The following is a 23,653-nucleotide window of genomic DNA, read 5'->3' as shown; positions in this document are numbered from 1 at the left end:
GTGGCACGCTGTTGAGCTTCATACATCATTCTGGTCGCTCAACTGGCTCCTGATCGTCTCGGTCAACTCAAGTAGAGGCCCCGAATAGCGCGCGATCACCTTGTCGATACTTTCGTTGGTTGACAGGCTGATATTGAGTGCATGGGTGCGATAAGTGGGTAGATTAAGCGGGGCGGCTATTGATACCACTTGAGGCTGCCAGGAGGCTGCGCAATAGCCATGGCACATAACGCTTTGAATGGCATCGTCGATTTCTCTGCTCAACTCTGCCCAGCGGGAAGCGCATCGCCGTGCTCTGAAATGTTCCAGCAGCGCCCCGCGTCGAACCTCATCCTGGACTGATAGGTAAGCCCGTCCCAGTGCGGTGAGGTCTATGGGCAGACGCTGCCCTGTTCCCACGGTGCGCGGAGACTTACGCGCGCCTAACCTGATCGACTCTATATAAACCATTTCGTCGCCGTCGGCGGCTGCTAATCCGACGTTCACTTGCAGTTGCCTGGCGACTTGACGCATCAGCGGTTCCGCTACCCGCACCAGAGAGCTTCCGTGATACAGGGTGTGCGCCAGACTTAGCAAGGAAGATGCTAGCCGGTAGGCACCACTGACCGGGTCGTAGTCCAGGAAACCTGCACGAACCAGCGTTTGTGTCAGGCGGCTAACGGTCGACTTGGAGAGGCCAGTCCTTTCGCTTAGATCTCCGTTGGTCAGGTATTCACTACCCGGACGGAAAGCCCTTAACAAATCCAGGCCGCGCTCCAGGGACCGATTTGGCGTTGACTTGCCTTGACCGGGAATTCCCGCGAGCGTTGCTCCGTTGCTGGCCTCTGCCAATGCGTAAAGTTGTTTGGTGGTCATCGTCATGGCGCTCTTTGGGTTTCGGATGAGAGCGGTACTGCCGGTAGGCGCACGGCGGCAAATCATCGACACCGGCACGGCGCAACCTTGGGCTGGCTTATTGCGGCCGTGACTCGTTTCTACCCCCTTTTTTTGCAACGCCGCATCAACGCATGGTCGTTCAGTTGCGTCAAGGAGCAGCTCGCTTGAACAGCGCCTCCAAGTGGGAACGCGGGCACCGGCTGACTGGATCAAACCCTATGCTGCACCCAGGCGGGGTGGGGCCTGAATCCCCAAATGAGCTGATGCCCGCACAGCCTTGCTGTTCCAAGGAGTGGAACAGCTTGGTTGACCATTCGAATTTCGATTGCATAATCGATGAACGTTCATTTCAGACTCATAACAACAAATAGGTCTCTATGAAAGTTCCCTATCTTAAGGCGCCGTTGCGGCGCTCCTCGGCAATTACATATTGCTTGGCGCTCGCCTGTGATGATCGAGTCGTAATAAATATCATCTGGCGTTATGTCAAGTATCCAATAATCAATTTAATGGGCTCTTTGTCTCCGGATAAGCCTGTGCTCCATAATAATTAATAATCACTTCAAATAACGCAGTCGCCTATTTGAATTGATCCTAAATGGGTAATTTCTAGCCAGCCACCATGCGCGTGCGAGTGGGCGCGTCGGGTATCGGCTTGCTGAGTAATTCCCTTAGTTCTCCTCCGCCCATCCTTGACCGGTTCTGCGGTTGGCTGTGGTGTCCGGTCCTTTTTAGGTACTTGCAATGACGCTAATAAAAAATATGCCCTTGTGTGTAGTAGGAGCGGGACTTGCTGCTAGTGTTCCATCGGTCTTCGCAGAAGGCATTTTAAATGACAGCAAAGCCTCGCTGGAACTTCGAAATTTCTACATGAATCGTGACTTCAGAGAGGGGAGCGGTCAGTCACAGCGAGAAGAGTGGGCCCAAGGTTTTATTCTGCGGTACGAGTCTGGCTATACCCCTGGAGTGATCGGTGTTGGCTTTGACGCTATTGGGATGCTCGGTGTAAAGCTTGATTCGAGCCCCGGTCGGGCTGGCACTGGGCTTCTGCCGGTGCAGGATGACGGCGAGGTGCCTGATACCTACTCAAAGGCTGGTGGTACCTTCAAGCTGCGTGCCTCCAATAGCGAGTTCAAGGTTGGGACCCTGTTGCCCAAGTGGCCCACGCTGCAGGCTAACGATGGTCGCCTGCTGCCGCAAATCTTCGAAGGGATGCAACTCCAGGTGCGAGAGTTGAAAGGGCTTGAGTTCACGGGGGCGCAAATCCAGCGCACCGTTCAACGCGATCAGACTGGCGACGAAGGCTTGACGCTCAATAACAAAAACCGTCGGTTTAGCGGGTCTCTGGATGGAGGGGACTTCGATGTGATGGGGCTCACCTATCAGTTTCTGAAGACCACTAACCTCAGTTACCAATACGCTCGCTTCGAGGATATCTATCGGCAACAGTTCTTTGGTATTACCGACCGGCGCAAGGGAGATTGGGGGGCGTTCAACAGTGATATCCGCCTTTTCCTGAGTGACGATGAAGGGTTGGCACAGGGGGGAGCCATCGACAACCGGGCATTCAGCGCAATGGGTACATACAAATTGAGCGGACATTCGCTGGGTGTTGGTTACCAGTTGATGTCGGGCGACTCGGCTTTTCCCTATGTGGCGGGTTCCAACCCCTTCCTGGTCAACTTTGTTCAGATCGGTGATTTCGCTGAAAAGGATGAGCAATCCTGGCAGCTACGCTACGACTTTGACCTCGCTAACGTCGGTATTCCCGGCCTGACCTTTATGACTCGTTACCTGCGAGGCAGTGGTGCGGATGTCCGGGGCGCCGACTCAGGTGGTGAGCGCGAACTCGATATCGAGTTGCAGTACGTGATCCAGAGTGGGGCGCTAAAGGGGCTGGGCATGCGCTTGCGCAGTGCTACCTATCGGTCTGACTTCTCCCGTGACGCCAACGACGCTCGAGTGATCGTCAGTTACCCGCTCAACCTCCTCTGAATCGGACCTGCTCATGGGGCCGGTTCGATGCATTTAAGTGCTGTAGAGGTGGTTGATTTAACGCGGCTGATATCTTTAACGATGAGTGTTGCTCTTAGGGCTATGAAGAAGTTTTTCCTATTTGGAATACTGACAGCGTTTTCTGGTGATTGAATGAAATATCCACTTCCCCCGCTGAACCCTTTGAGAGCTTTTGAGGCCGCTGCCCGGCTGTGTAGCCTGACAACTGCTGCAGAAGAGATGAATGTATCGCAGGTGGCCGTCAGTCGTCAGGTGCGGGTACTTGAGGAGTATTTTGGGGTCGCCCTGTTTCGACGCTTGCACAGGGGGATCGAGCTGACGCGGGAAGGCAAGGAACTTTACGAGGGAATTACTCACGCTTTCCAGGACATCAGTAACGCGGCGCGTAAAGTTTCACGCAGAGGAAGACGGAATATTCTTTCCATCCAGTCCTATACCACCTTCTCGCAGCGATGGCTGATTCCCCGGCTGGCTAACTTTCATGATGCCAACGAATTGATTGAAGTCAGGCTCTCATCTTCGTTGGCTCCGGTGGATTTCGAAACGCAAAACATTGATGCCTCGATTCGTTCGGGCCATGGGGATTGGCCTGACCTGCACGCGGAAAAGCTCGTCGATATTGAGCTGATCCCCATTTGCTCGCCGATGCTGATGGAGTCCGCGAAGCTCGAAGCGCCGCAGGATCTTTCCCACATACGTCTGCTTCACTCCATGGCGCGTCCAAATGATTGGGCAAGTTGGCTTTCATCGATCGATGCGGGCGTCGATGCCGATACAGGTATTCGCTTTGATAATTCGGCGCTGGCTTACGAGGCGGCATCGATGAATATTGGGATGGCCATCGCCGTCAAAGCCTTTGTCGAGCGTCAGATTAAAAATGGAAGTTTTATCGCGCCTTTCGAACATACTTATAAAACCGGGGAGAGTTATTATCTGACATGGCCGCGAAAAATGCGCCCATCTGAGCCATTGCTGAAGTTCCTTTCGTGGATGCGAGAGCTGTTGGCGATGACGGATTAATAATCAATGCTGTGGAATGACTGATCGCCGATTCGTAGTGCCGCGACGATTCGTTGATGTTCTCTCGTGGCTGGCAAGCCTGCCCAATATAAACGCCGCCTTTGGCTGACAAATCGTCAGTACCGTTTTTGGTTGTTTTTTGGGAGCCTTAGTTCAGGGATCGGCCCCATATCGAGTACTAAAAAAATAAAATCGTCGGAGTGTCAGAAGATGCTAAGTAAAACTGTAAAGAGCGCTCGCCGCTGCCTGGGTGCAACCACGCTTGCTGCCGTGACAATGTTCTGTGGCGTTGACGTCGCACGGGCCGAAAGCAACTGGCCCAGTGGCCCGGTGAACATGGTCATGCACACGGCGGCGGGTGGCAGTGCAGATGTCTTCATCAGAACACTGGCAAAGACTTTAGAACCGGAGATTGGTCAGAAAGTGATTGTCATCAATGCACCGGGTGGTGGGGGGGCAGCACAGATGACGCGAGTTCTCTCCGCCAAGCCAGATGGTTTGACGCTCGGTGTCAACACGTTGTCGCACTTTACAAGCATGCTTACGAATCTCAAGGGGACATACGCCATTGATGATTTTTCCTGGATAGCTTCGACACAGGAAGACGCGATCTTACTGTTCGTCAAGTCGGGTTCCGACATGAAGAACTTGAATGACCTCGTGGCGCTGGCCAAGGCCAACAATGGGCAGGTCAATGTGGGTGGTTTTGGGCCAGCGGGCTCCATGCAGAGCATTGGCATCACGATGTTGGAGAAGGCCGCGGGTGTAAAGTTTAATTGGATTGCATTTAACTCTACCCCGGATATTGTTGCTGCGCTGTTGGGGGGGCACATTGATGTCGGCGTCTCCAATCTAGGCGCCGTAAGTTCCTTCTTTGATGCAAGTCGCTTGGTCGGCCTGGGTGTGCTGGGCGAAGAACGTCTCACTGGGCTACCTGATGTGCCGACCTTTGGTGAGCAAGGATATCAAGTCGATACCAGTTGGCTGCAGGTTCGTGGAGTGTTTGGACCTGCGGATATTCCAAAGCAGACACAGCAGAAGATTGCTGATGCTATTCACAAGGCGATGCGCTCAGAGGAGTACCAGAATTATGCCCGCAATGCCGGTGTCGTGGACTCTTGGATGGGCCCAAAGGAGTACACGGATTTTGTCAAACGCGTAACGGATGTCGCACAAACCCAGCTTAAAGCCGCCGGTTATATTCAGTGATGTTGCAGGGTTTTAACGGGTCGCCAGAGAGTGATAAGTGGGTGAGGATTCATGGCTAAAGCATTTGATGGAATTCGTGTCGTGGATACGACGCATGTACTTGCAGGTCCCTTTGCCAGCTATCAGATGGCAGTCTTGGGTGCTGAAGTGATCAAGGTCGAGTCACCTAATGACCCTGACCAAGCGCGCATGCAGGGCTCTGATCGCGCGCTGAACGATATGGGCATGGGTACTGCCTTCATGGCCCAGGCGTCCAACAAAAAGACATTGGCCCTAGACCTCAAAACTGCTGAGGGACGCGAGGCGATGAAACGGCTCATTTCTACTGCCGATGTGTTTGTGGAAAATTATCGCCCGGGTGCTTTTGATGAGCTGGGGTTGGGTTACGAGGCGTTGTCAACGCTTAACCCTAAGCTGATCTATTGCTCTATCTCGGCTTTTGGTTCGACCGGACCCCGCCGGGAGCAGACAGCCTATGACAATGTGATCCAGGCTTTTTCCGGCATGATGTCGATGACCGGCCACGGCGATGGCAGACCCTTGAAATCAGGGGCGCCTGTTGTGGACTATGCGACGGGCACGACCGCTGCGTATGCAATCGCGACCGCTCTTTTTCAGCGGGAACGAAATGGAGGGAAGGGCCAGTTTATCGATGTTTCCATGCTCGATGTGGCACTGATATTGACCAGCTCTCACCTCACCGGATTCCTCTGGAATAGTAAGCATCCGGAGCAGAAGGGCAATACTTTCCCATTTGCAACGATCGGCTGCTATCAGGCAAGCGATGCCCCGCTGATGATCGGTGCCTCTAACCTCAACCAACAGCGTCGTCTATGGACGGCACTCGGTCGTGAGGACATGATCAAGACCGATAACAATCAACGTTTGGATGCGCATGCGGAAGAGGCACAGGTGCTGAAAAAAATCATCGGTACGATGTCAGCGGATTATTGGGAGAAGTTTTTACAGGCAAGGCGCATCCCAGCTGCTCGCATTCGCCGCCTGGAGGAAGCTCTTTCGGACAGCCAGGTCGCCAGTCGACATGTGCTGCATAGACACGCAATCGGGACCGGTGCAGTCGATGGACTGACGGTTCCAGTGGCGGCATTCAGTCTGTCCGACAGCCCTGCGCAGATCACCCTTACACCGCAACCCGTAGGTGCTCAGAGCGCCGAAATTCTTGCAGAACTCGGCTACGGGCACGAGGAGATTGAAGCGTTGCGAGAAGCGGGGGTCGTCAATTGACAGTCAAGGGGACCTCGATGACCAATCCAATTAAGGTGCTGGCCAATGCGGCGGCGAGTTGGCAAAGCTGCAACCTGACCGAAAACGTGACGTGGGCGACACGCCGCGTCATCCTCGATTGGTTTGCCACAACGTTACCTGGCTGTGTATTGCCACCAGCAACGCTGTTGGCTGACGCCCTTTCCCCCCAACTCGGGCAGGGCAATGCCATCTGCTATGTGAACGGTCAGTTCGGTTCTGCGCGAAATGCTGCGCTGCTCAATGCCACTGCTAGTCACACGGTCGAATTTGACGACATCTTTAAGGATGGCGGGTATCACCCGGGCAGTCCGACCGTTTCCGCCGCGCTGGCCGTCGCTCAGGATAAAGGCGTGTCACTTGCGCAACTCCATCGCGCGATCATCGCTGGCTATGAGATCGGATGCCGGATCTCCCTGGCTATTCAACCCAGCCACTATCGTTACTGGCATACCACCTCGACCGTGGGCACGATAGGTGCCGCAGTGGCGACCGCCATGATCCTGGGGGCTGATGCGGATCGAATCGCGCATGCTATTGCCCTTTCGAGCAGCTTTGCCGGTGGACACCAGCAGAATCTCCAGGACGGCGGTATGGCGAAGGCGCTACACCCCGGCCATGCAGCAGATGCCGGTATCCTCGCGGGTATCGCCGCCGCTAATGGCGTGACGGCTTCTCTGGACAGCCTTCATGGTGACCAGGGCTTCGCGGCTGCGACCAGCGTCTCCAGTGGAGACTGGCTAACGGCCCTCGAGGGAGTGGGAGAGTGGACGCCTATTACGCGCATGACGGTCAAGAATCATGGTTGTTGCGGGCATATCTTCCCAGCACTCGATGGCCTGAAGCTCTTGCAGGGAACAGAAGGTTTTGATGCCGACGATATCGACTCAATCCGTGTAGACGGGTACACCGCCACCTATCAGATGTGCAACCGTGCGGATCCCCAATCAGCCCAAGAGGCGCGCTTCAGCATCCAGTACTGCATCGCTGCGCAGTTATTGCTTGGCGGTGTCCGTCTGGCTGCGTTTTCGCCTGACGTTTTAGCGCGTTCCGACATTCACTCACTGATGCAGAAAGTGGCCGTCACCGAGGATGCAGAACTGGCAGCCGCTTATCCAAAAAAACGCATGGCACGGCTTCACGTGCGGCTAAAGGATGGGCGCCAAATCAACCACTTCCAGGAAACCCGAAAAGGAGATCCAGAGGATCCGCTGTCGGATGAGGAGCTGGTTGCCAAGTTCGATGAGCTGGCCGGATCCGTTCTCTCACCTGCGCAGCTCAGTGCCTTACGCCAGACAATACTCTACGGGGACGTCCTACCAGGCACTATCAGGCTGGGCACCTAATGGCCGGGAATCGTGTAGTGGGTCAACGAACCGGCTTGCCTTCGTCAGTGAGAGTGGCGCGGCTCACCGCTGCGGGCAATCACTCTGAGATGCAACGTGGCAGGCTCCAGGCAACCCCCCGTGGATAGCTGGCCCACCAACTGCCGATAAAGCTCCTGCCAGGGCGTTTGCGACGGCGGAATGTTGGGGGTCCATTCAAGCCGACGCTGGGCCATCTCGGCCTCGTCGATCAGCAGGTTCACGGTTCGTGTGTTCAGATCCACTTTCAGGCGGTCGTTGGTTTTCAACAAGGCCAGGCCGCCTCCCACCGCTGCCTCAGGGGACATGTTGAGGATTGACGGGCTCGCCGATGTGCCGCTCTGGCGACCGTCGCCGAGGCAGGGCAGGGAGTCGATGCCCTGTTTGATCAGCGCGGCCGGCGGGGCCATGTTCACCACTTCGGCACTGCCGGGGTAACCCACGGTGCCCACACCGCGGATGACCAGGATGCAGCGCTCGTCGATGTCCAGCGCCGGGTCGTCGATCCGGGCGTGATAGTCCTCCGGTCCCTCAAACACAATGGCGCGGGCTTCGAAACTATCCTCGGCACCGGGTTCGGACAGGTAGGTCTTGCGGAACGCTTCACCCACCACCGACATCTTCATGATCGCACTGTCGAAGAAATTGCCGCTGAGCACGATGAACCCGGCACGGTGTTTGAGTGGGGTGTCGAAGGGATAAATTACATCGGCGTTGCTGGTCAGGCTGCTGCGCACGATGTCGCCGATGGTCTTGCCGCTGACCGTGGCGCAGTCTTCGTGCAGACGCCCGGCTTTTTGCAGTTCATGCATGACCGCTGGGACGCCGCCGGCCCGGTGGAAGCCTTCACCCAGGTACTTGCCCGCCGGCATGCAATTGACCAGCAATGGCACGTCCTCGCCGATCCGTTGCCAATCATCCAGGCTCAGTTCGACGCCCATGTGCCGCGCGATGGCGATGAGATGCGGCGGACAGTTGCTCGAAGCTCCCAGTGCTGAGGCGACAGCGATGGCGTTCTCGAAGGCCTCTCGGGTCATGATCTGTGAGGGACGTACGTCCTGCAGTACCAGCTCGCAGATGCGTTTGCCGGTGGCATAGGCCATTTGCCCGCGCTCGCGATAGGGCGCCGGAATGCTCGCACAACCGGGCAGCGACATACCCAGGGCTTCGGCCAAGGCATTCATCGACAGAGCAGTGCCCATGGTGTTGCAGTGACCCACCGACGGCGATGCGGCGGTGGTCATTTCCATGAAACCTTCATAATCGATCTCCCCGGCGGCCATCAGGTTGCGCGCATGCCAGAGCACGGTGCCGGAGCCGATCAACTCGCCTTTGTGGTGACCGTCGAGCATCGGGCCGCCGGACAGGACAATGGCCGGCAGGTCGGTGGTTGCTGCGGCCATCAGGCAGGCGGGCGTGGTCTTGTCGCAACCGGTGGTGAGCACCACGCCGTCCAATGGATAACCATGGAGGATCTCCACCAGCCCCAGGTAGGCCAGGTTCCGGTCCAGCGCCGCGGTGGGGCGGCGCGACTGTTCGGCGATCGGATGCACCGGGAACTCCATGGGGATGCCGCCGGCATCACGGATACCGGCTTTGACCCGTTGCGCCAGCTCCAGGTGATGACGGTTGCAGGGCGTCAGGTCGCTGCCAGTCTGGGCGATGCCGATGATCGGGCGTCCCGATTGCAGCTCTTGGCGGGTCATCCCGTAGTTCATGTAGCGTTCGACATACAGGGCGGTCATGTCGGCGTGGGCAGGGTCATTGAACCATTGTTCGCTGCGCAGTCGGCGTTTTGGCGTGTCAGTCATGATTCATTTCTCTCTTGTCATTAGGCGAATCGGCAAACGGTTCTGCGTCAGCGGGCGAGCAACCCCCGGGAGGCGAGATTGCGCAGCAGGGCGCTCACGCCAAAGGTCCAGGGTGTGGCGTCAGAGCTGTGGGTCACCTGGTTATGCAGGCTGCCAAGCAACGGGCTGCTGATACTGACCCGGTCACCCAGTTTGTGGGTAAACCCGCCGCCGGCCTGATCACGGTCTTCTGTGGGGGCGAACAGGGTCCCGAGAAACAGCAGAAAACCGTCCGGGTATTGGTGATTGGCGTTGAGCGTCTGGCCCGCCAGGTCCTGCGGGTCGCGGCTGATCTGGCTCATGGAGCTCGATCCCTGCATGCGGTAACCGTCTTCGCCTTGTACCTGCAGATCGACCACGCAGGCCCGCACATCATCCAGGCTGAAGTGCTCGTCGAACAGGCGAATGAACGGCCCAATGGCGCAGGACGCATTGTTGTCCTTGGCCTTGCTCAGCAACAGCGCGCTGCGGCCTTCGAAGTCCCGCAGATTGACATCGTTGCCCAAAGTGGCGCCGTGGATCTGGCCGCGGCTGTTCACCGCCAGCACCACTTCCGGCTCCGGATTGTTCCACTGGGAGCCGGGATGAATGCCGATGCGGCTGCCGCTGCCGACGGCGGCGAGAACCGGTGCCTTGGTGAAGATCTCCGCATCCGGGCCGATGCCGACTTCCAGATACTGCGACCACATGCCCTGTTCGATGAGCAAGGCTTTCAGGCGCATGGCCTGCTCAGAGCCCGGCACGATCGAACGCAAGTTGTCGCCGATAACGCTTTGCACGGTGGCGCGTACGGCTTGGGCTTTCGCTGAGTCGCCGCCAGCCTGTTCCTCGATCACCCGCTCGATCATGCTGGCGGCGAAGGTCACGCCGGCGGCCTTGATGACTTGCAAATCCACGGGCGGCAACAACGACGGTTTGGACGGGTCGGCGTCAGGGCCTGTGTTGGCCAGCAGGGCTTCGACACTGGCAATGAAGATGCCGGGTGTCTGCCTCACGGCGGCCAGTGGCGATTCGGTTTCCAGTAAGTCACTCAACGTCGCAAAACGATCCGACAGGTCGAACACGCCGTCGCTGCGCAGCACGATTGGCGAAGGCCCGGCGATCCGGCCAGGCACCCAGGCGCGGCCAATCAGGGTACCGGTCACCCCATCGACCGGCAGGGTGTTCTCGGGAGTAAGCAATGGCGACATGGAGAGGCTTCCTGATTTTTGTAGTGCTTTCACGCTAGGGTGGGCGGTCGATAAACTCCAATGAGATATATTCAGTATTCGATAACGCCAGGTTATTGCTGATCAGAGAGGAACGCCCATGTCAGATCTGTCGTTTTCCAGCTTCTGCGGCTGGCTCAAATTCCGGCATCTGCTTCTGATCGATACCTTGGGGCGCACCCGCAATATGCATTTGGCGGCGCAGCAGATGAACCTCAGTCAACCGGCCGTCAGCAAGATGCTCAAGGAAATCGAAAGCCTGCTCGGCTTTACGTTGTTCGAGCGGCTGCCGCGGAGCATGCCGCCCACGGCGTTGGGCGAGCATGTGTTGCGTTATGCGCAAATCGCCTTGAATGACGCGCGTTCGTTCGTCGAGCAAATCAGCAGCCTGCGCGAGGGCGGTCACGGCTTCCTCAAGGTCGGTGGGATTTTTGCCGCGACGGCGGTGGCCTTGCCCGAGGCGATCCTGCAAATCAAACAGCGTTGGCCGTTGCTGTCGATTGAAGTGGTGGAGCAGACCAGTAATCACCTGATGGAGATGCTTGAGGAGAAGAAGCTCGATCTGGCAGTGGCCCGTTTTACCGATCAAAGCCAGCAGCAGCGCTATGACTTCCAGCCCCTGGCGCCGGAACCGTTCTGCATTGTGGTCAACAGTCGTCATCCGCTAGCAAACGCGGGGCCCACCTCCTTGCAGCAACTGGTGGACTTGCCGTGGATTCTCTATCCGGTCGGTACGCCCATTCGGGCTCGCATGGAACTGGCCTTCGCCGAGGCCGGGGTTGGGATGCCGCGCAATACCATCGATACCATTTCCATGCAGACTTTCCTCCAGGTCCTGCAACGTGGGCCGATGATCGGGATGCTGCCCGACGCCATGGTTCATCCTCTGCTCGAAAGCGGCCAGTTGAAAACCCTCGACACCCCGTTGCACCTGGTGCCGCAGGACTACGGCATCCTCACGCGCAAGGATGAGCAACTGGCGGGGCCGGCTTTGGAGTTTGCGGAAATCCTCAAGGAAAACGCCCGCCACAATGAGTCATCCAATCCAGCTATTCGATAACCCGAAGTTATCGGTTAATCCAAAAATGCCATTGGGAAAGAATCAGATCGCGCCAGTAGAGTGACCCACTCAATAAAAACAATCAGGCATGCCCACATGCCCAGGGGTGACCTCATGCAAACCGTATCCGAGCATTTACCCGCGCAATCGCAAGCCAGTGAGCTTGATTTTGAGGACCGGACCTACCGCAAGGTTATCTGGCGCATCCTGCCTGTTATGCTCTTGTGTTACATGGCAGCCTACCTTGACCGGGTGAACATCGGTTTTGCCAAGCTCGACATGCTCAACGAGCTGCAATTCAGCAACACCGTGTATGCCTTGGGCGCCAGTATGTTTTTCTGGGGCTATTTCCTCTTCGAAGTCCCCAGCAACCTGTTGCTGCATCGCTTTGGCGCACGGTTCTGGATCGCACGGATCATGCTCAGTTGGGCGGTGATCTCCATGGCTGTGGCCTACACCGTGCCGCTGGCGGGTTTCTTTCACATAGAATCGAGCACGATGTTCTACGTGCTGCGTTTCCTGTTGGGCATTTGCGAAGCGGGCTTTTTCCCAGGCGTGATCCTCTACCTTAATTACTGGTTTCCGACCCACCGGCAGAGCCGCGTGATGTCCGGGTTCCTGCTGGCGTTGCCGGTCAGTCTGACCTTGGGTGGCATCCTCTCCGGCTGGCTGATGAACAGCATGCAAGGGGTGCAAGGCCTGTCCGGCTGGCAATGGATGCTGCTCATTGAAGGCATCCCTTCGATCATCATGGCGTTTGTGGTGATCGTCTGTCTGGCCGATAACATCGACAAAGCCAAATGGCTGTCCGCAGCGGAAAAAACCCTGCTCAAGGCCAATCTGCAAACCGACAACCAGGGCAAGGCCACTCGGCTGAGTGAAGTGTTTTTCAACCCTCGGGTGTGGTTGCTGGTGCTGATTCTGCTGACCTTCAATACCGGCTTCTACGGCCTGGCGTTCTGGATGCCCTCGATCATCAAGAGCACCGGTATCACCAACAGCCTGCACATCGGTTTACTGACCGCCATCCCGTACTCGGTGGCAATCGTGGCGATGCTGCTCAACGCCCGCCACTCCAATCGCACCGGGGAGCGGCGCCTGCACGCGGCCATTCCGGCCTTCATCGGTGGCGTCGGTCTGATCCTCAGCGCCTTCTTCGCTGACAACCTGGTGTTGTCCGTGCTCTTCCTGAGCGTCTCCGCTTCGGGGATTCTCAGCCTGATGCCGATTTTCTGGACCCTGCCTGGCACGGTGCTGTCGGGGGTCGCCGCGGCGGCCGGTATCGGCATGATTAATGCCATCGGCAACTTGTCAGGGTTCACCGGGTCGATGATCACCGCCGTGGCGGAAACCCTCACGGGCAACATCAACAACGGCACCTATGTGCTGGCCTTGTGTCTGCTGGTCAGTGGTGGGCTGATCCTGGCCATTCCCGCATCGATGCTCGGCAGGACACCCAAAAGTGCGATCACCCCGGCAAACCTGGAGACCGCATGAGCCGAGAGAACTTGCCCGGACGCGGAAAGACTGCTGATTTCGCTGTGGCCGGGGTACATATCCTCAGCGAGGCTGGCGGCGAGTTTCTGGGGTGTGTCGAGGCCCGTTATCCGGAATCGGCAACCCCTGTTATTTCATGTCTCTGGCCTGCACCCACAGCACCGCGTCTTGCGACAGGGACTTGCCCTTGTGGATTTTCGTCGTGCCGATGTCGAGCGCCGCAATGCCCCACCAGCCGGCTCGAGGCAGGCCGATGGTCACGATGCCTTGGGCATCCGAATACGTGCTCAGGGTGTTGAATGCAGGCTGAGGGGCCGTTACATGGGCTTGCTGGCCAAAGGCGTTGTTCTCGAAATCGACGGAGTGGTTGAGGTATTCGATTTCGACCTCAGCGAACGGAACGGGCTTGCCGTCGGCCAGCACGATGGCGCGGAACACGCCACCCGTCCAGTTCGCATAAGGCTTGTTGAGTGGCTGGATTTCAACCGGCAACCCCTGCGGCTCTGCCCAGTGGCCGGGCACTCCGCCGACGTTCACGATCAACTTGGTGAACTGTTGGATGTAGACGTCTTCCTCGGTTTCCAGGTAAGGCTCGGGTTCGAGTACGAAGATATGGTCGCCCATCGAGCGCACCAGCTCGCGTGGAATCGACGCGCGATAGGCCGTCGCCCGGTTCTCGCGGCTCTGCCACTGGACAGGACGCAGGTATTTGCGCAGATCGATTTTTTCCCCGCCGTGCGAGCTGATGTGGCTAAAGGCGCGGGGCTGCTCCATAACCAGGGTGGGGCCGCCGGAGAAGGGGTGCGTGAACACCAGGGCGAACTCCAGGTTCTCCGCGCGTTGCAGCGCCGTTTCCTCGACGTAGAGCATCTGGAAATGGGCTTGTGCTGCGCCGGTCAAGCAACTGAACGTCGCCGCGGCAAGGGCTCGGAGTAGTTTTCGATTGAACGTCATGGTCGATCTCACCTTGAAATGTCGGAAGATTGAATCGTGGTGTCATGGCCTTCTCCGCCGAGGAACACCACGGAGTATTGGCCGGCCGGGGGCTGGAATGTGAAGGTGTTGTCCGTGCCGACGACGCCTTCGAGCAACACTTTGTTGCTCATGTCTCGGACATGGATTTTTCTGCCCGCGGCGGAGCTGCCGTCGGTGAAGCCCGCCTCGCACTTCACCTGGTCATCGCGTTCGATGTAGCAGTCGAAGACGGGGCCATGGGCGAACGCGGCCTGGTAGAACAACAGGGCGCCTGTCGTCAGTAATCGCTGTGCTGAGCCTAGGGGCTTCATGAGGTCTTTGGTCTCCACGGTCGAGGTTGATCATTGGCGAGGCGAAGGGTCATCGCCGCTGGCAGCGTTGCCAGCCGGCGGGAAGGCCGCCAGCAAGGCATCCAGGTTCGAACTCAAGAGTGCGGCGTATGCGTTGGCCGTGTCGGCGAGCATTCCCGGGTTGCCCACATCCAATATCAACAACCGGGCGCCCCCGTCCTGGATGGCCTTGACGATCCTGGCGTCTGGCGCCCATTTGTGGACCACCACGTGGATATCCCGCTCGCGCAGATATTGGGTCAGCGCAGCGCGGTCGGCGTTGCTCCAATCGATGTCCTGACGAACAAACCAGCCGTCGACAAAAATGCCGAACTCGCCGAACAGGTAGATGAACTCATTGGCCAGCGACAGCACCCGCAAATCCGGCACCGCCGTCAGCCGGACACCGTAGTCGGCCTTAAGCCGGCGCAATTTGCCTTCGAGTGTGGCGAGGTTGCGCTCTATGCGCGGCGCATCGGCGGGGGACAGGCGTGCCAGGTCGGCAGCGATCAGCGCCGACATGCGCATGCCGTTGACGGGACCAAGCCAGGCGTACGGCGACGGGCCCTCATCGACATCACTCGCCGCGGCCCAGGGCACGTCGTTCGACGGCGTTTGGGTCACGGCTACGCCGGGCTTGACGGGGTCCCATGAGCGCGAGGCATCGATCTCGACGATCCGCAGATTGTGGCGGCGTGCTGTTGCATACAGCGGATCCGCGCGCCACAGGCTGCTGAGGGTGACCACGGCAGTGGCCTGCTGGAACACCGCGGCGTCCAGGCGCGACAACGCGTTGGCCTGGCTTTCCATGGGGATGGCCGCCTCCGTCGGAACTCGGATGATCTCAAGGGTTGTGCCGGCGCTGAGTGCCGAGGTGAGCGCATACACGGCAGGCAATGCGACAAGCACTTGCTGCTTGCCGGCATCGGCAGAGGCCGAAAGCGGGATGCCCAGCAGCAGCGCCAGCATCGTCAGCCAGGACTTGTAGAAGCCTTTCTTATTCATACGCTGGCCCCCCTGAACCGGGATGCGGTAGCGCGGACGATGGTGGTTGCGACGAACACCAGGGCGGCGACTATCACGATGGCGCCGCCCGTGGGTACCGGGATGTGGAATTGCATGGGCGCCAGGATGCCAACCACGCAGGAAAAGGTCGCGATCAGGATGGCGCGCGCGACCAGCCCCGGCAGTGAATGGCTGATGTTGCGTGCTGCCGCGGCCGGTATGAGCAGAAGGGCTTCGACGAGTACGGCGCCGATGATTTTCAGGCAGGCGACCGTCACTAGGGTGACCAGCACAACAAACACGTATTCGACGCTTCGCACTCGCACGCCGCGCGCATGGGCCAGGCTTGGATTGAGGCTGGCCAGCAACATGCCGTTGTACAGCGGTAACCCAAGCAGCGCACACAGCACCGTTACGCCAAGCAGCACGTTCATGTCGGTGTGGTCCACCGCCAGGATGGAGCCGAACAGCACGCTTTCCATCACATGGGTGTTGATCTTCGCCGAAACGAACAGCAGCAGCGAGGCGCCGACCGCCAGCGAGATGGACAGGAACACGCCGATCAGCGTGTCGTTGGCCAATGTGGTGCGGTGCTGCGTGTACTTCAGCGTCAGGGCGAACAGCAAGCAGAAGCCGAACATCGAGAAGTAGGGGGACGTATACGATTCGCCGATCAGCACGCCAATAGCGACGCCGGTCATCGCCGCATTACCCACGGACTGACTGAAGAACGCCATGCGCTTGATCATCACCATCGAGCCCAGCACGCCCAGCAGCGGGCCGATGAGCACTGCGCAGAGCAACGCGTTGATCACGAACTCGTACTCGAACGGTTGCGGCAGCAAGCCACTGGCGGCGAGCGCCTGCAGGTGGTGGCGAATGAAGTCGTACAAGGCGCTCATTGGGCACTCTCCAGCGCATAGGCGACCTGATCGGAGGCGCCATGGAACAGCACGCGCCGGTTGATAACGGTCACTGATTGGGCGATGCGCCGGACCTGCTCCAGGTCATGGTTGATCCATAAGATGGTGACGCCACGACCGTGCAACTCGGCCACCAGCGCCTCCACCAAGCGCACCCCCGGCTCGTCGATGCCAGCGGTTGGTTCGTCGAGTATCAACAGCCAGGGCGTCGGGCTGATCGCCTGCGCCAGGAGCACTCGCTGACGCTGGCCACCGGACAGGCTGCCAAAGGGTTTGTCGCCCATTCCGGCCACGCCGGTACGCGCCAGGGCCTCGGCATTGGCTGCTTTGGCGGATCGGCTCGAGCCCAGGAACGCTGGCCGGCGTTGACCCAGAAGCGCCATGAGATCCTTGACCGTCATCGGCAGGTTGCGGTCCAAATCCGGCAATTGCGGGACATAGCCCAAGGGGGTCGTGATTTCACCCTCGAAGCGGATTGTCCCCGAATGCGGCATCTGGCCCAGCAGCGCGCGCACCAGTGAAGTCTTGCCGCCGCCGTTCGGGCCAACCAGGCAGTGCAGGGCACCGGCTTGCACCCGAAAACTGACGTCGTCGAGCACCTGTGTACCTCCCAGTTGCAGGGAGACGTTCTCGAACACTATGGCGGGACCGCGCATCGGCTGTTTCTCCTTCATCGCTGCGTAAACTCAACGGCTTCGGCCAAGGTCTCGAGGTTCTCGCGCATGGCTACCTCGAATTCGTCCGCGCTGTAGGCTGTGCCGGTGATGTGGGACAGCGCGAAGACCTTCACGCCGGTGGCTGCCTCGATAGGCTTGGCCAGATCGAGGGAGAAATTTTTCTCGGCGAACAGCACTCGCACGTTGGCTTTCTTGATGGCGTCGATGGTGTGGGCCAACTGACGCGCGGTTGGCGCGACGCCATGACGAGGTTCGATCACCGCGCTCACGAACAGGCCGAACTCCTGCATCATGTAGTCGTAGCCGGCATGCGTGGTCGCACAGCGGAACGAAGACAAATCCAGGGTGGCGAAGCGGGTCATGAAGCCGGCCCGCAATGCGCGGATGCGTGCGGCATAGGCGAGGGCGTTTTGTCGATACGCTGCAGCGTTGGCCGGGTCCAGCTCCCCCAGTCGGCGAGTGATTTCGAAGACCTGCTGTATCGCGGCGGTGGTGGATACGAAGGTGTGCGGGTTGACCACCTTGGCGCCGCCCTGGTCACCACCGATGGGAATGAGCGCCACCGAGGCATTGGCCTGGATGATCGGCAGCGTCGCCCCACGGCCGGCGGCCTTGACGATCTGGAAGGCCCATTCATCGTGGCCGATGCCGTTGACGACCAGGGCATCGAGCGTCATTGCACGGGTGATGTCGTCCGGTTGCGGCTGATAGTTATGCGGATTGGCTTGCGCCGGGATGAGTGCAACGACCTCGGCCCGATCACCGACGATGTTGGCCACGAAGCTGTAGTAGGGGTGCAGGGTGACGCCGATCTTGAGCTTCTTGCCCAAGGGGGCCGTCGGGCCGGCAAGTGCGATGGCGGGTATCAGCACCAGCAGTGCAAGGCAACGGCGCCACAGTGTGCGGTGTTTCGTAGAAACGCTCATGGCTGGTTTCCTTTTATGCGTTCGACTTCGCGGGTTCCGTCGTAAGGAATGACCTGGCGCCAGCCTTTGCCAACCAGGGATTCGGGCTTGACGATGCCGGGGTAGGGCGCGTTCGGGTCGGGATGAACCCAGATCGTTGCCTGGTTGGCCCACATGACGCCGGCATGGGCATGCCCAATGACGAGCAGGTAGGCGCTCTGGCCGGGCGCGCCGCCGGCGGAGCCGTAGTAGACCGTGGCGCCCTGGCCCTGGGTGGCTTGCGACACTTCGCTGGTGCGCGGGGCGGCGGCGTCCTCGTGCTCATCGACGGAACCGACATGGGGCAGATGGCCGCCAGGCAGAATCAACTGCCAATGCACCTCGCCGTTGGTCTTCCAGAAGGCATCACGGTAGAAGGGCGGCAGCCAAATCTCCTGGGCACGCTCCAGCGTGATCCAACCGCCGGTGTCGTTGTTGTTCCAGATGATTTCTTCACCGGCAGGCAGCAGGGCGCTGTGGATGGCCTGGTCGACCGCGCCCAGACCATCGAAGGAACGCACCTGCCAGCTCAAGGGTGTCGGTGGGCCGGAGTGCTGCGGGCGCAGCAGTACATAGCCTGTCACGCTGGCGATGATTGCCAGGGCCGCAAGCAACAGGGTCAGCGATTCCCAGCGGCCGGACGCCGGGCGCACGAGTTTGATCGCGCCGTTGGCGTCATCGCCGGGCCAGGTTCGCGACAGGCGAGCCATCAGACAAACCCGATCCAGCGGCCAAGGCCTATCACGCATGCCCACAGCGCCAACGAGCAGAGTCCGGCGACGCGGGCCTGGCCGGGCGGTGGCAGGGTCGTGTCCCATTCGTCAATCCGGCGATAGGCGCCCAGGTGGAAGATCGCCATGTTGAGGCCCGCCAGCAGCAACACGCCCATCTTCCACCAGAACACGCTGTTCTGCGCGTAGGTGGTGGCATTGGAGGCAAACATGAGCAGGCCGGTGATCACGCAGGCTGCGAAGGCCACCCAGGTGTATGGCAGCAGCTCCTGGATCAGCCGTAGCGCGCTTCGACGGTGGGAGGCGATACCGAGCAGGCGCAAGTCGACGACAGCGATAGTCCCGAACACGAGGGCGATGCCGATCACATGCACCGACTCCAGGTTTGGAAAGACGGAGCCCGACTCTCTGATCTGGATGGCGACAGAGGTGTCCTCGAGGGCTTGCAGTATCGATTGGATGTCCATGGTGAGTACCTGAGAAAAACGTTCATTGAAGGCGCTGGGATCAGTAGGCAATCCAGCGACCGCAGAAGATCACGACGCACCACAGGGCGATCGACAGCCAGGCCAGTGCCTTGATGGGAGGCTTATCGTCATCGCCTTGTGCCTGAGCGGCAGGGCGCAGCAATGGGCGACGGATTGACCAGGCCAGCATGAACACGGCGACGACCAGGAACATCTTCAGCCAGAACGTGGTGTTGACGAGCACGCGATCTGGCTCGCCGATGACCATGACCAGCCCACTGAGAAGCAGAACGATGAGGGCGGCGCGCATCCACGGGAAGTAACGGCGGATCACGCCGCGCATGGGCTCATCGGTGGCGAGCACGCCGGCCAGCCTGAGATCGGAGATGACGGCGGAGCCGAAGATCACCGCGATGGCGACGATATGAACGCTCTGTACGGTGGGCACGACCCAGAACATGTCCCTGATGGCGGTGCTCAGCGGTGACGCGTAGATCCAGGCAACGATGAGTTCTGATGACATCTGCTTTGCTTCCGCGTTGGGTTAGAAGTCTTGAGGTTTCGCGATCGGACGCAGGCCCATTGCATCTTCTGGAAGGAGATAGCGTTGCTTGATCGAGAGGCCCTTGGCGTCTTCGAATGCCTGTTGGTAGTGGCTGAAGTTTCCATAACGCTGGCCAAGCACGTCCTTGGAGTAGGGCACCTTGGTGTCGTAGATCTGGCCGCAGCCGGTCTCCTGGTCCGTGAGATAGGTTGCGCTGGGCACCTGGATCCACGGTGGGCGCACGCCTCCTTGCAGGTTGCCGGTGTCGGGGTCGCGCACGACGGCCTTGCCCTCGCGCACGACTCGCGGCGCCTTCGGCATGGGTTTGCCCTCGCGTACCCAGTGGTCCATGCCATCGAGGAGCGCCGAGACGACCAGTTCCACCGGCTCGTCGTACAGCGTCTGGCACCGTGGGTCATCGCCCTTGCCCACATCGGCGGCGAAGTGTTCGGTATGCTCGGTGCCGAGGTCGGCCAGGCGCAGGTGCGGTATGCCGGTCACTTCGTAATAGCGCAGCTGCGGGCTGTCGGTGTCCGGCGGCAGGTCGATGCCTTCGAGCACGTCGTGCATCAGTTCGGACTGGCTGTAGACGGTCACGAACGGCACGCCGTCGGGCATCTGGCGCGGTAGCCGGATGACGTCGCCGCCCACCTCGCCATAGGCCATGCGGCCGGTCATGTAGGCATCGATGAGCGGCCTGGCGTCGGGCATACGCCATTGTTGGTGGCGGCCCTGGTCGAGGTAATCCATCCAGACCTGCGCGGTCACCGCCCAGCTGTTGACGTAGACGCGCTGCACATCGAGGCCTGCCAGCGGGCCCTGCGCCGCAGGGGTCTTGAGCAGCAACGCCAGCTGCGCCGCGATACCCTGGGACTGCGGCACGAACGGATCGGGACCTTCACCGCGGGTGAAACGCTGTGGATCGTAATAGCTGCCCAGCGGCGCATAGCGTGCATAGTCGAAGCGGCGCATGAACTCGAAGTTCACGATTCGTCCGTACTGGGCAATCTGTTCGGCTTCGACGGCCGGGGTGTCTGCGATGAACTTGGGATCGACGGCCGGCTGGTTCATGTTCAGCGTGTAGCCGACGTACGCATAGCCACGCCGTAGCAAGTAGTCACGGGTCAGGATCCAGCCTGCGCCACGCTCACCGAACCAACTGAACGGCTCGATCACCACCGTGCCATTGAACCGCCTGGGGTCTGCTGGTTTGCGTACCAGGATTCGCGTGGTGTAAGGCGCCTCGAAGAGCTGTTTGCCCGAGGCGGTGATGGCCGGGGCGACGCCTTGCAGGTAAAACTCTTCCTCGATGTAGCCGTACTTGTCCAAGTCGCTGTATTCGGTACCCGGGCGTTTCGCCGACGACAGCGGGGGCTTGTCGGAGGGCGGCACAGGTATCGCCGTGGGCATGCGGGGTACCTCTGCAAACGCGCTCGATGTGAAGATCAGCGACAGCAGAGCGCTTTGCAACGTTGGCCGCAGGGCGCTGATTGTGATCAGTCGTTCCATCCGGTCATCTCCAAGTGGGTAATGATGAGGGACTTCAGTCGAGCTTGAGGGTCGCTTTGCCCTCGCTGTCGATCACGATCTGGTTGTTCTCGCAGACATACTCTTGAATGCGGTAGTCGGATCGCTTGTACTCGAACGTGAAGCGATACGGGCTGTTGAGCACCTCTGGATCCTCGATCACGACCTGGTTCTCCAGGTGGTCCGGCCCTCGTAGCCTGATGCGTTCAGTGATCTTCATATCCTGGCCGTGCGCAACGTCGTAGAAGCGCACGTCCGGGCGTACGGCTTGTGTCTCCACGACGAGCGTGTCGCCCTCCCAGTGACCGCGCGAGTGGCCCTGGTAGGCAGGGTCCAGCGTCTCTTTGGCAGGCATCGCTTCGTTCAGGATGATCCGGCGTACCTGCTGCAGATACTCGCCGAGGACGACCACTTGCTTGTCGTCGTGAATGATCTGGATCGGGAACAGCGCCGCCATCAACACGGGCATGCCCTCGGGCAGGCATTTGGCGCTCGTCGTGGCCAGTGGCGTCCCCGCTTCGTTCGCTGCGGCCTGTCTCTTCTTCAACGCCGCATATTCGCTGGCATAGGGTTCCTTCAGGTCCATCGGTCCGCCCGGGTGCACCGGATCGTCCGGGTCCTCACCGAACCAGTCGTCCGGGGTTCTTTCCCAGGTGCCGCTGATATCGGGACGTGTGCCCACGCTGTGTTTGTCGCCTTGAGGGTTTGAGGCGGCCGCGTTGCACATCCCGCCAACAATCACGAGGGCCAGCCCCAGGAAGATCATTGTCGTGCTTAAGGTTCGTGTCGGTTTCATTGAAGCGTTTCCCATCCCGTTGGTCGGTTCAGTTCGGTACCCATGCAGCAGGGGAGGGACGGCTCTTATCCGCCACCCGAGAGCACGACGTCACCGATCTTGATTTCCACCAGCAGCCCTCCCGGCTCACCGTTTTTCAGCGGCCTGAAGGACACCTCGGCGCTTTCGCCGGCCTTGATCGAGTCAGCGCTCCAGCCTGCGCGCTTCAACGCGTTGACACTGCCCGTCTCGATTTTGAATGTCTGGGGCGGCGGGCCGGGCGTATCGAGATAAATCGTGATGTGCGGGTTGGTCCAGGCAAAACGCTCAACCACACCCTTGACCGTGATCATCTTGGTCTGGTCGAAGAGCGCGAACGAATGGTGGGCCGTGACTACAGTCGGAAGGGCACTGCAGGCGATGAGTGTCAGCAGGCAAAGCCCCTGACGTAACAGCGGGGAGGGTGGCAAAGGGGTCATGACAGGTGCCTCGTTCTTATACGTTCTTATGGGCCCAGCATAAGTGGGAGGCATCCAGAGGCCGTAGCCCAAAACGGCAACCGTTCAAGGCGCTGAGGATATTTTGCGGTGGGGGAGATATCGCGTGACGGGGATGTACGGACAGCCCCTTGCAAGTGCTGATTTGGGTTACCGCTTGGGCAATCCAAGCCTGAACACTTGTGACTCGCCTCATAAATATAAAAACAGGAGAGACGTCATGCGCACCCCCCATTACGCCCCGTTACTTTCTCTGGTGGCCCTCTGCACGTTTGAGCCGCAGGCGCAGGGCTACGAGCTTTACAACGAAGACGAAGGTGCAACCGTCCTGAACGCCGAGCTGTGGGCGGGATTTGGCTGGTTCGGCAGCAGCGAGAATTACCTCGGCGACCCGCAACGGGAGCCCGGCAGCATGCGGTGGCAAGAAGGGTTCGCCAAGTATGGTTTGAGCGGCACGACAGACAAGATCACCGCCGGCTCGATCTACGGCGGGTTCAGCTTGATCAGTACAGGGTCATGGGGCGACGGCGACGCGGGAGCGCTCACCGCCGGCAATGAAAGACAAACCGCTGTGGAGGATGCCTACCTGGGTTGGAAGTCAGGTGATCTGATTCCCGCATTGGGCACCGACGGCGTTGATTTCTCTTTTGGCCGACAGATCGTGACGGTGGACGGCTTCCTGATTACCGATGATGGGTTCGCTCCGGGAAAGGCCTTCAATCCAATCGAGGGCGTAGCGGATGGGCGGTTCAACCGTGGCGGTGCCTTCTATCTTGGCCCGCGATTGGCCTTCGGGAACACGGCCGTCTTGAAGCTGGGCGGCACGGAAGGTCTTCACGGTAGCCTGATATGGCTGAAGTCGGATAACCCCGGGCAATCCAAGACCGAAGTGGCGG

General features: G+C 59.4%; 22 protein-coding genes and 1 pseudogene. 8 read left to right on the top strand and 15 right to left on the bottom strand.

Annotated elements, in window-relative coordinates; all coding sequences use genetic code 11:
- Positions 1–18 precede the first annotated feature (18 nt).
- On the bottom strand, positions 19–861 hold the full coding sequence (locus HU811_RS04960) for an IclR family transcriptional regulator (protein ID WP_367616229.1): 843 nt from the start codon (positions 859–861) through the stop codon (positions 19–21).
- A 759-nt stretch (positions 862–1,620) separates the two neighbouring features.
- Between HU811_RS04960 and HU811_RS04955 the strand changes: the two genes are divergently transcribed.
- The 5 genes from HU811_RS04955 to HU811_RS04935 all read left to right on the top strand — a co-directional run bounded on the left by HU811_RS04955 (position 1,621) and on the right by HU811_RS04935 (position 7,730).
- The gene (locus tag HU811_RS04955; RefSeq protein WP_186654403.1) at positions 1,621–2,871 is read left to right on the top strand and encodes an OprD family porin; all 1,251 of its coding nucleotides are present in this window, start codon (positions 1,621–1,623) and stop codon (positions 2,869–2,871) included.
- Positions 2,872–3,024: 153 nt separating this feature from the next.
- The gene (locus tag HU811_RS04950; RefSeq protein WP_186654401.1) at positions 3,025–3,912 is read left to right on the top strand and encodes a LysR substrate-binding domain-containing protein; all 888 of its coding nucleotides are present in this window, start codon (positions 3,025–3,027) and stop codon (positions 3,910–3,912) included.
- Between the two features lie 210 nt (positions 3,913–4,122).
- Positions 4,123–5,121 (top strand): tripartite tricarboxylate transporter substrate binding protein, encoded by a 999-nt coding sequence (locus tag HU811_RS04945; protein WP_092454761.1) that lies wholly within the window; start codon positions 4,123–4,125, stop codon positions 5,119–5,121.
- A gap of 51 nt (positions 5,122–5,172) precedes the next feature.
- Positions 5,173–6,366: a CaiB/BaiF CoA transferase family protein gene (locus tag HU811_RS04940; RefSeq protein WP_186654399.1), complete on the top strand. Its 1,194-nt coding sequence runs from the start codon at positions 5,173–5,175 to the stop codon at positions 6,364–6,366.
- A 17-nt stretch (positions 6,367–6,383) separates the two neighbouring features.
- Positions 6,384–7,730, top strand: a complete 1,347-nt coding sequence (locus HU811_RS04935) for an MmgE/PrpD family protein (protein WP_186654397.1) — start codon at positions 6,384–6,386, stop codon at positions 7,728–7,730.
- 44 nt (positions 7,731–7,774) lie between these two features.
- Here the strand turns inward: HU811_RS04935 and HU811_RS04930 are convergent, their stop codons facing one another.
- Together HU811_RS04930 and HU811_RS04925 are read right to left on the bottom strand one after the other, a co-directional pair.
- A complete protein-coding gene (locus tag HU811_RS04930) occupies positions 7,775–9,559 on the bottom strand; it encodes an IlvD/Edd family dehydratase (RefSeq protein WP_186654395.1) in 1,785 nt (594 codons plus the stop codon).
- A gap of 47 nt (positions 9,560–9,606) precedes the next feature.
- Positions 9,607–10,788 (bottom strand): fumarylacetoacetate hydrolase family protein, encoded by a 1,182-nt coding sequence (locus HU811_RS04925; protein WP_186654393.1) that lies wholly within the window; start codon positions 10,786–10,788, stop codon positions 9,607–9,609.
- A 118-nt stretch (positions 10,789–10,906) separates the two neighbouring features.
- On the opposite strand from HU811_RS04925, the gene HU811_RS04920 reads away from it, so the two are divergent.
- Together HU811_RS04920 and HU811_RS04915 are read left to right on the top strand one after the other, a co-directional pair.
- Positions 10,907–11,866, top strand: a complete 960-nt coding sequence (locus HU811_RS04920; RefSeq protein ID WP_186654391.1) for a LysR family transcriptional regulator — start codon at positions 10,907–10,909, stop codon at positions 11,864–11,866.
- Positions 11,867–11,980: 114 nt separating this feature from the next.
- Positions 11,981–13,363 carry an MFS transporter gene (locus tag HU811_RS04915; RefSeq protein ID WP_186654389.1) on the top strand — a complete coding sequence of 461 codons (1,383 nt, stop codon included), beginning with the start codon at positions 11,981–11,983 and terminating at the stop codon, positions 13,361–13,363.
- Positions 13,364–13,492: 129 nt separating this feature from the next.
- Here HU811_RS04915 and HU811_RS04910 read toward each other — a convergent pair whose 3' ends face one another.
- The 12 genes from HU811_RS04910 to HU811_RS04855 form a co-directional block, all read right to left on the bottom strand.
- The gene (locus HU811_RS04910) at positions 13,493–14,317 is read right to left on the bottom strand and encodes a DUF4198 domain-containing protein (RefSeq protein WP_186654386.1); all 825 of its coding nucleotides are present in this window, start codon (positions 14,315–14,317) and stop codon (positions 13,493–13,495) included.
- Positions 14,318–14,325: 8 nt separating this feature from the next.
- Positions 14,326–14,667 carry a hypothetical protein gene (locus HU811_RS04905; RefSeq protein WP_367616228.1) on the bottom strand — a complete coding sequence of 114 codons (342 nt, stop codon included), beginning with the start codon at positions 14,665–14,667 and terminating at the stop codon, positions 14,326–14,328.
- 12 nt (positions 14,668–14,679) lie between these two features.
- Positions 14,680–15,672 carry a metal ABC transporter solute-binding protein, Zn/Mn family gene (locus tag HU811_RS04900; RefSeq protein WP_225248386.1) on the bottom strand — a complete coding sequence of 331 codons (993 nt, stop codon included), beginning with the start codon at positions 15,670–15,672 and terminating at the stop codon, positions 14,680–14,682.
- On the bottom strand, positions 15,669–16,574 hold the full coding sequence (locus HU811_RS04895; protein ID WP_186654385.1) for a metal ABC transporter permease: 906 nt from the start codon (positions 16,572–16,574) through the stop codon (positions 15,669–15,671). The genes HU811_RS04900 and HU811_RS04895 overlap by 4 nt, the downstream gene beginning before the upstream one ends.
- Positions 16,571–17,251: a metal ABC transporter ATP-binding protein gene (locus tag HU811_RS04890; RefSeq protein WP_225248385.1), complete on the bottom strand. Its 681-nt coding sequence runs from the start codon at positions 17,249–17,251 to the stop codon at positions 16,571–16,573. Before HU811_RS04890 ends, HU811_RS04895 begins: the two co-directional genes overlap by 4 nt.
- Before the next feature lie 14 nt (positions 17,252–17,265).
- The gene (locus HU811_RS04885) at positions 17,266–18,198 is read right to left on the bottom strand and encodes a metal ABC transporter solute-binding protein, Zn/Mn family (RefSeq protein ID WP_186654380.1); all 933 of its coding nucleotides are present in this window, start codon (positions 18,196–18,198) and stop codon (positions 17,266–17,268) included.
- On the bottom strand, positions 18,195–18,965 hold the full coding sequence (locus HU811_RS04880) for a DUF6162 family protein (protein WP_186654378.1): 771 nt from the start codon (positions 18,963–18,965) through the stop codon (positions 18,195–18,197). Before HU811_RS04880 ends, HU811_RS04885 begins: the two co-directional genes overlap by 4 nt.
- The gene (locus HU811_RS04875) at positions 18,926–19,414 is read right to left on the bottom strand and encodes a DUF6644 family protein (RefSeq protein ID WP_186654376.1); all 489 of its coding nucleotides are present in this window, start codon (positions 19,412–19,414) and stop codon (positions 18,926–18,928) included. The genes HU811_RS04880 and HU811_RS04875 overlap by 40 nt, the downstream gene beginning before the upstream one ends.
- Before the next feature lie 40 nt (positions 19,415–19,454).
- Positions 19,455–19,937, bottom strand: a complete 483-nt coding sequence (locus HU811_RS04870) for a DUF6644 family protein (RefSeq protein WP_186654375.1) — start codon at positions 19,935–19,937, stop codon at positions 19,455–19,457.
- A 21-nt stretch (positions 19,938–19,958) separates the two neighbouring features.
- The gene (locus HU811_RS04865; RefSeq protein ID WP_186654372.1) at positions 19,959–21,467 is read right to left on the bottom strand and encodes an alpha/beta hydrolase domain-containing protein; all 1,509 of its coding nucleotides are present in this window, start codon (positions 21,465–21,467) and stop codon (positions 19,959–19,961) included.
- Positions 21,468–21,501: 34 nt separating this feature from the next.
- On the bottom strand, positions 21,502–22,281 hold the full coding sequence (locus tag HU811_RS04860; protein WP_186654371.1) for a hypothetical protein: 780 nt from the start codon (positions 22,279–22,281) through the stop codon (positions 21,502–21,504).
- 65 nt (positions 22,282–22,346) lie between these two features.
- A complete protein-coding gene (locus HU811_RS04855) occupies positions 22,347–22,739 on the bottom strand; it encodes a DUF6152 family protein (RefSeq protein WP_186654370.1) in 393 nt (130 codons plus the stop codon).
- Between the two features lie 238 nt (positions 22,740–22,977).
- Between HU811_RS04855 and HU811_RS04850 the strand changes: the two are divergent.
- A pseudogene (locus tag HU811_RS04850) lies at positions 22,978–23,653 on the top strand (hypothetical protein); the annotation flags it as partial.

This window comes from Pseudomonas tehranensis, assembly GCF_014268615.1.
In the GTDB taxonomy this organism is placed as follows: Bacteria; Pseudomonadota; Gammaproteobacteria; order Pseudomonadales; family Pseudomonadaceae; genus Aquipseudomonas; species Aquipseudomonas tehranensis.
Note: the sequence above shows the minus strand (reverse complement) of the source record. Positions and strands in the feature narration are given on the sequence as shown.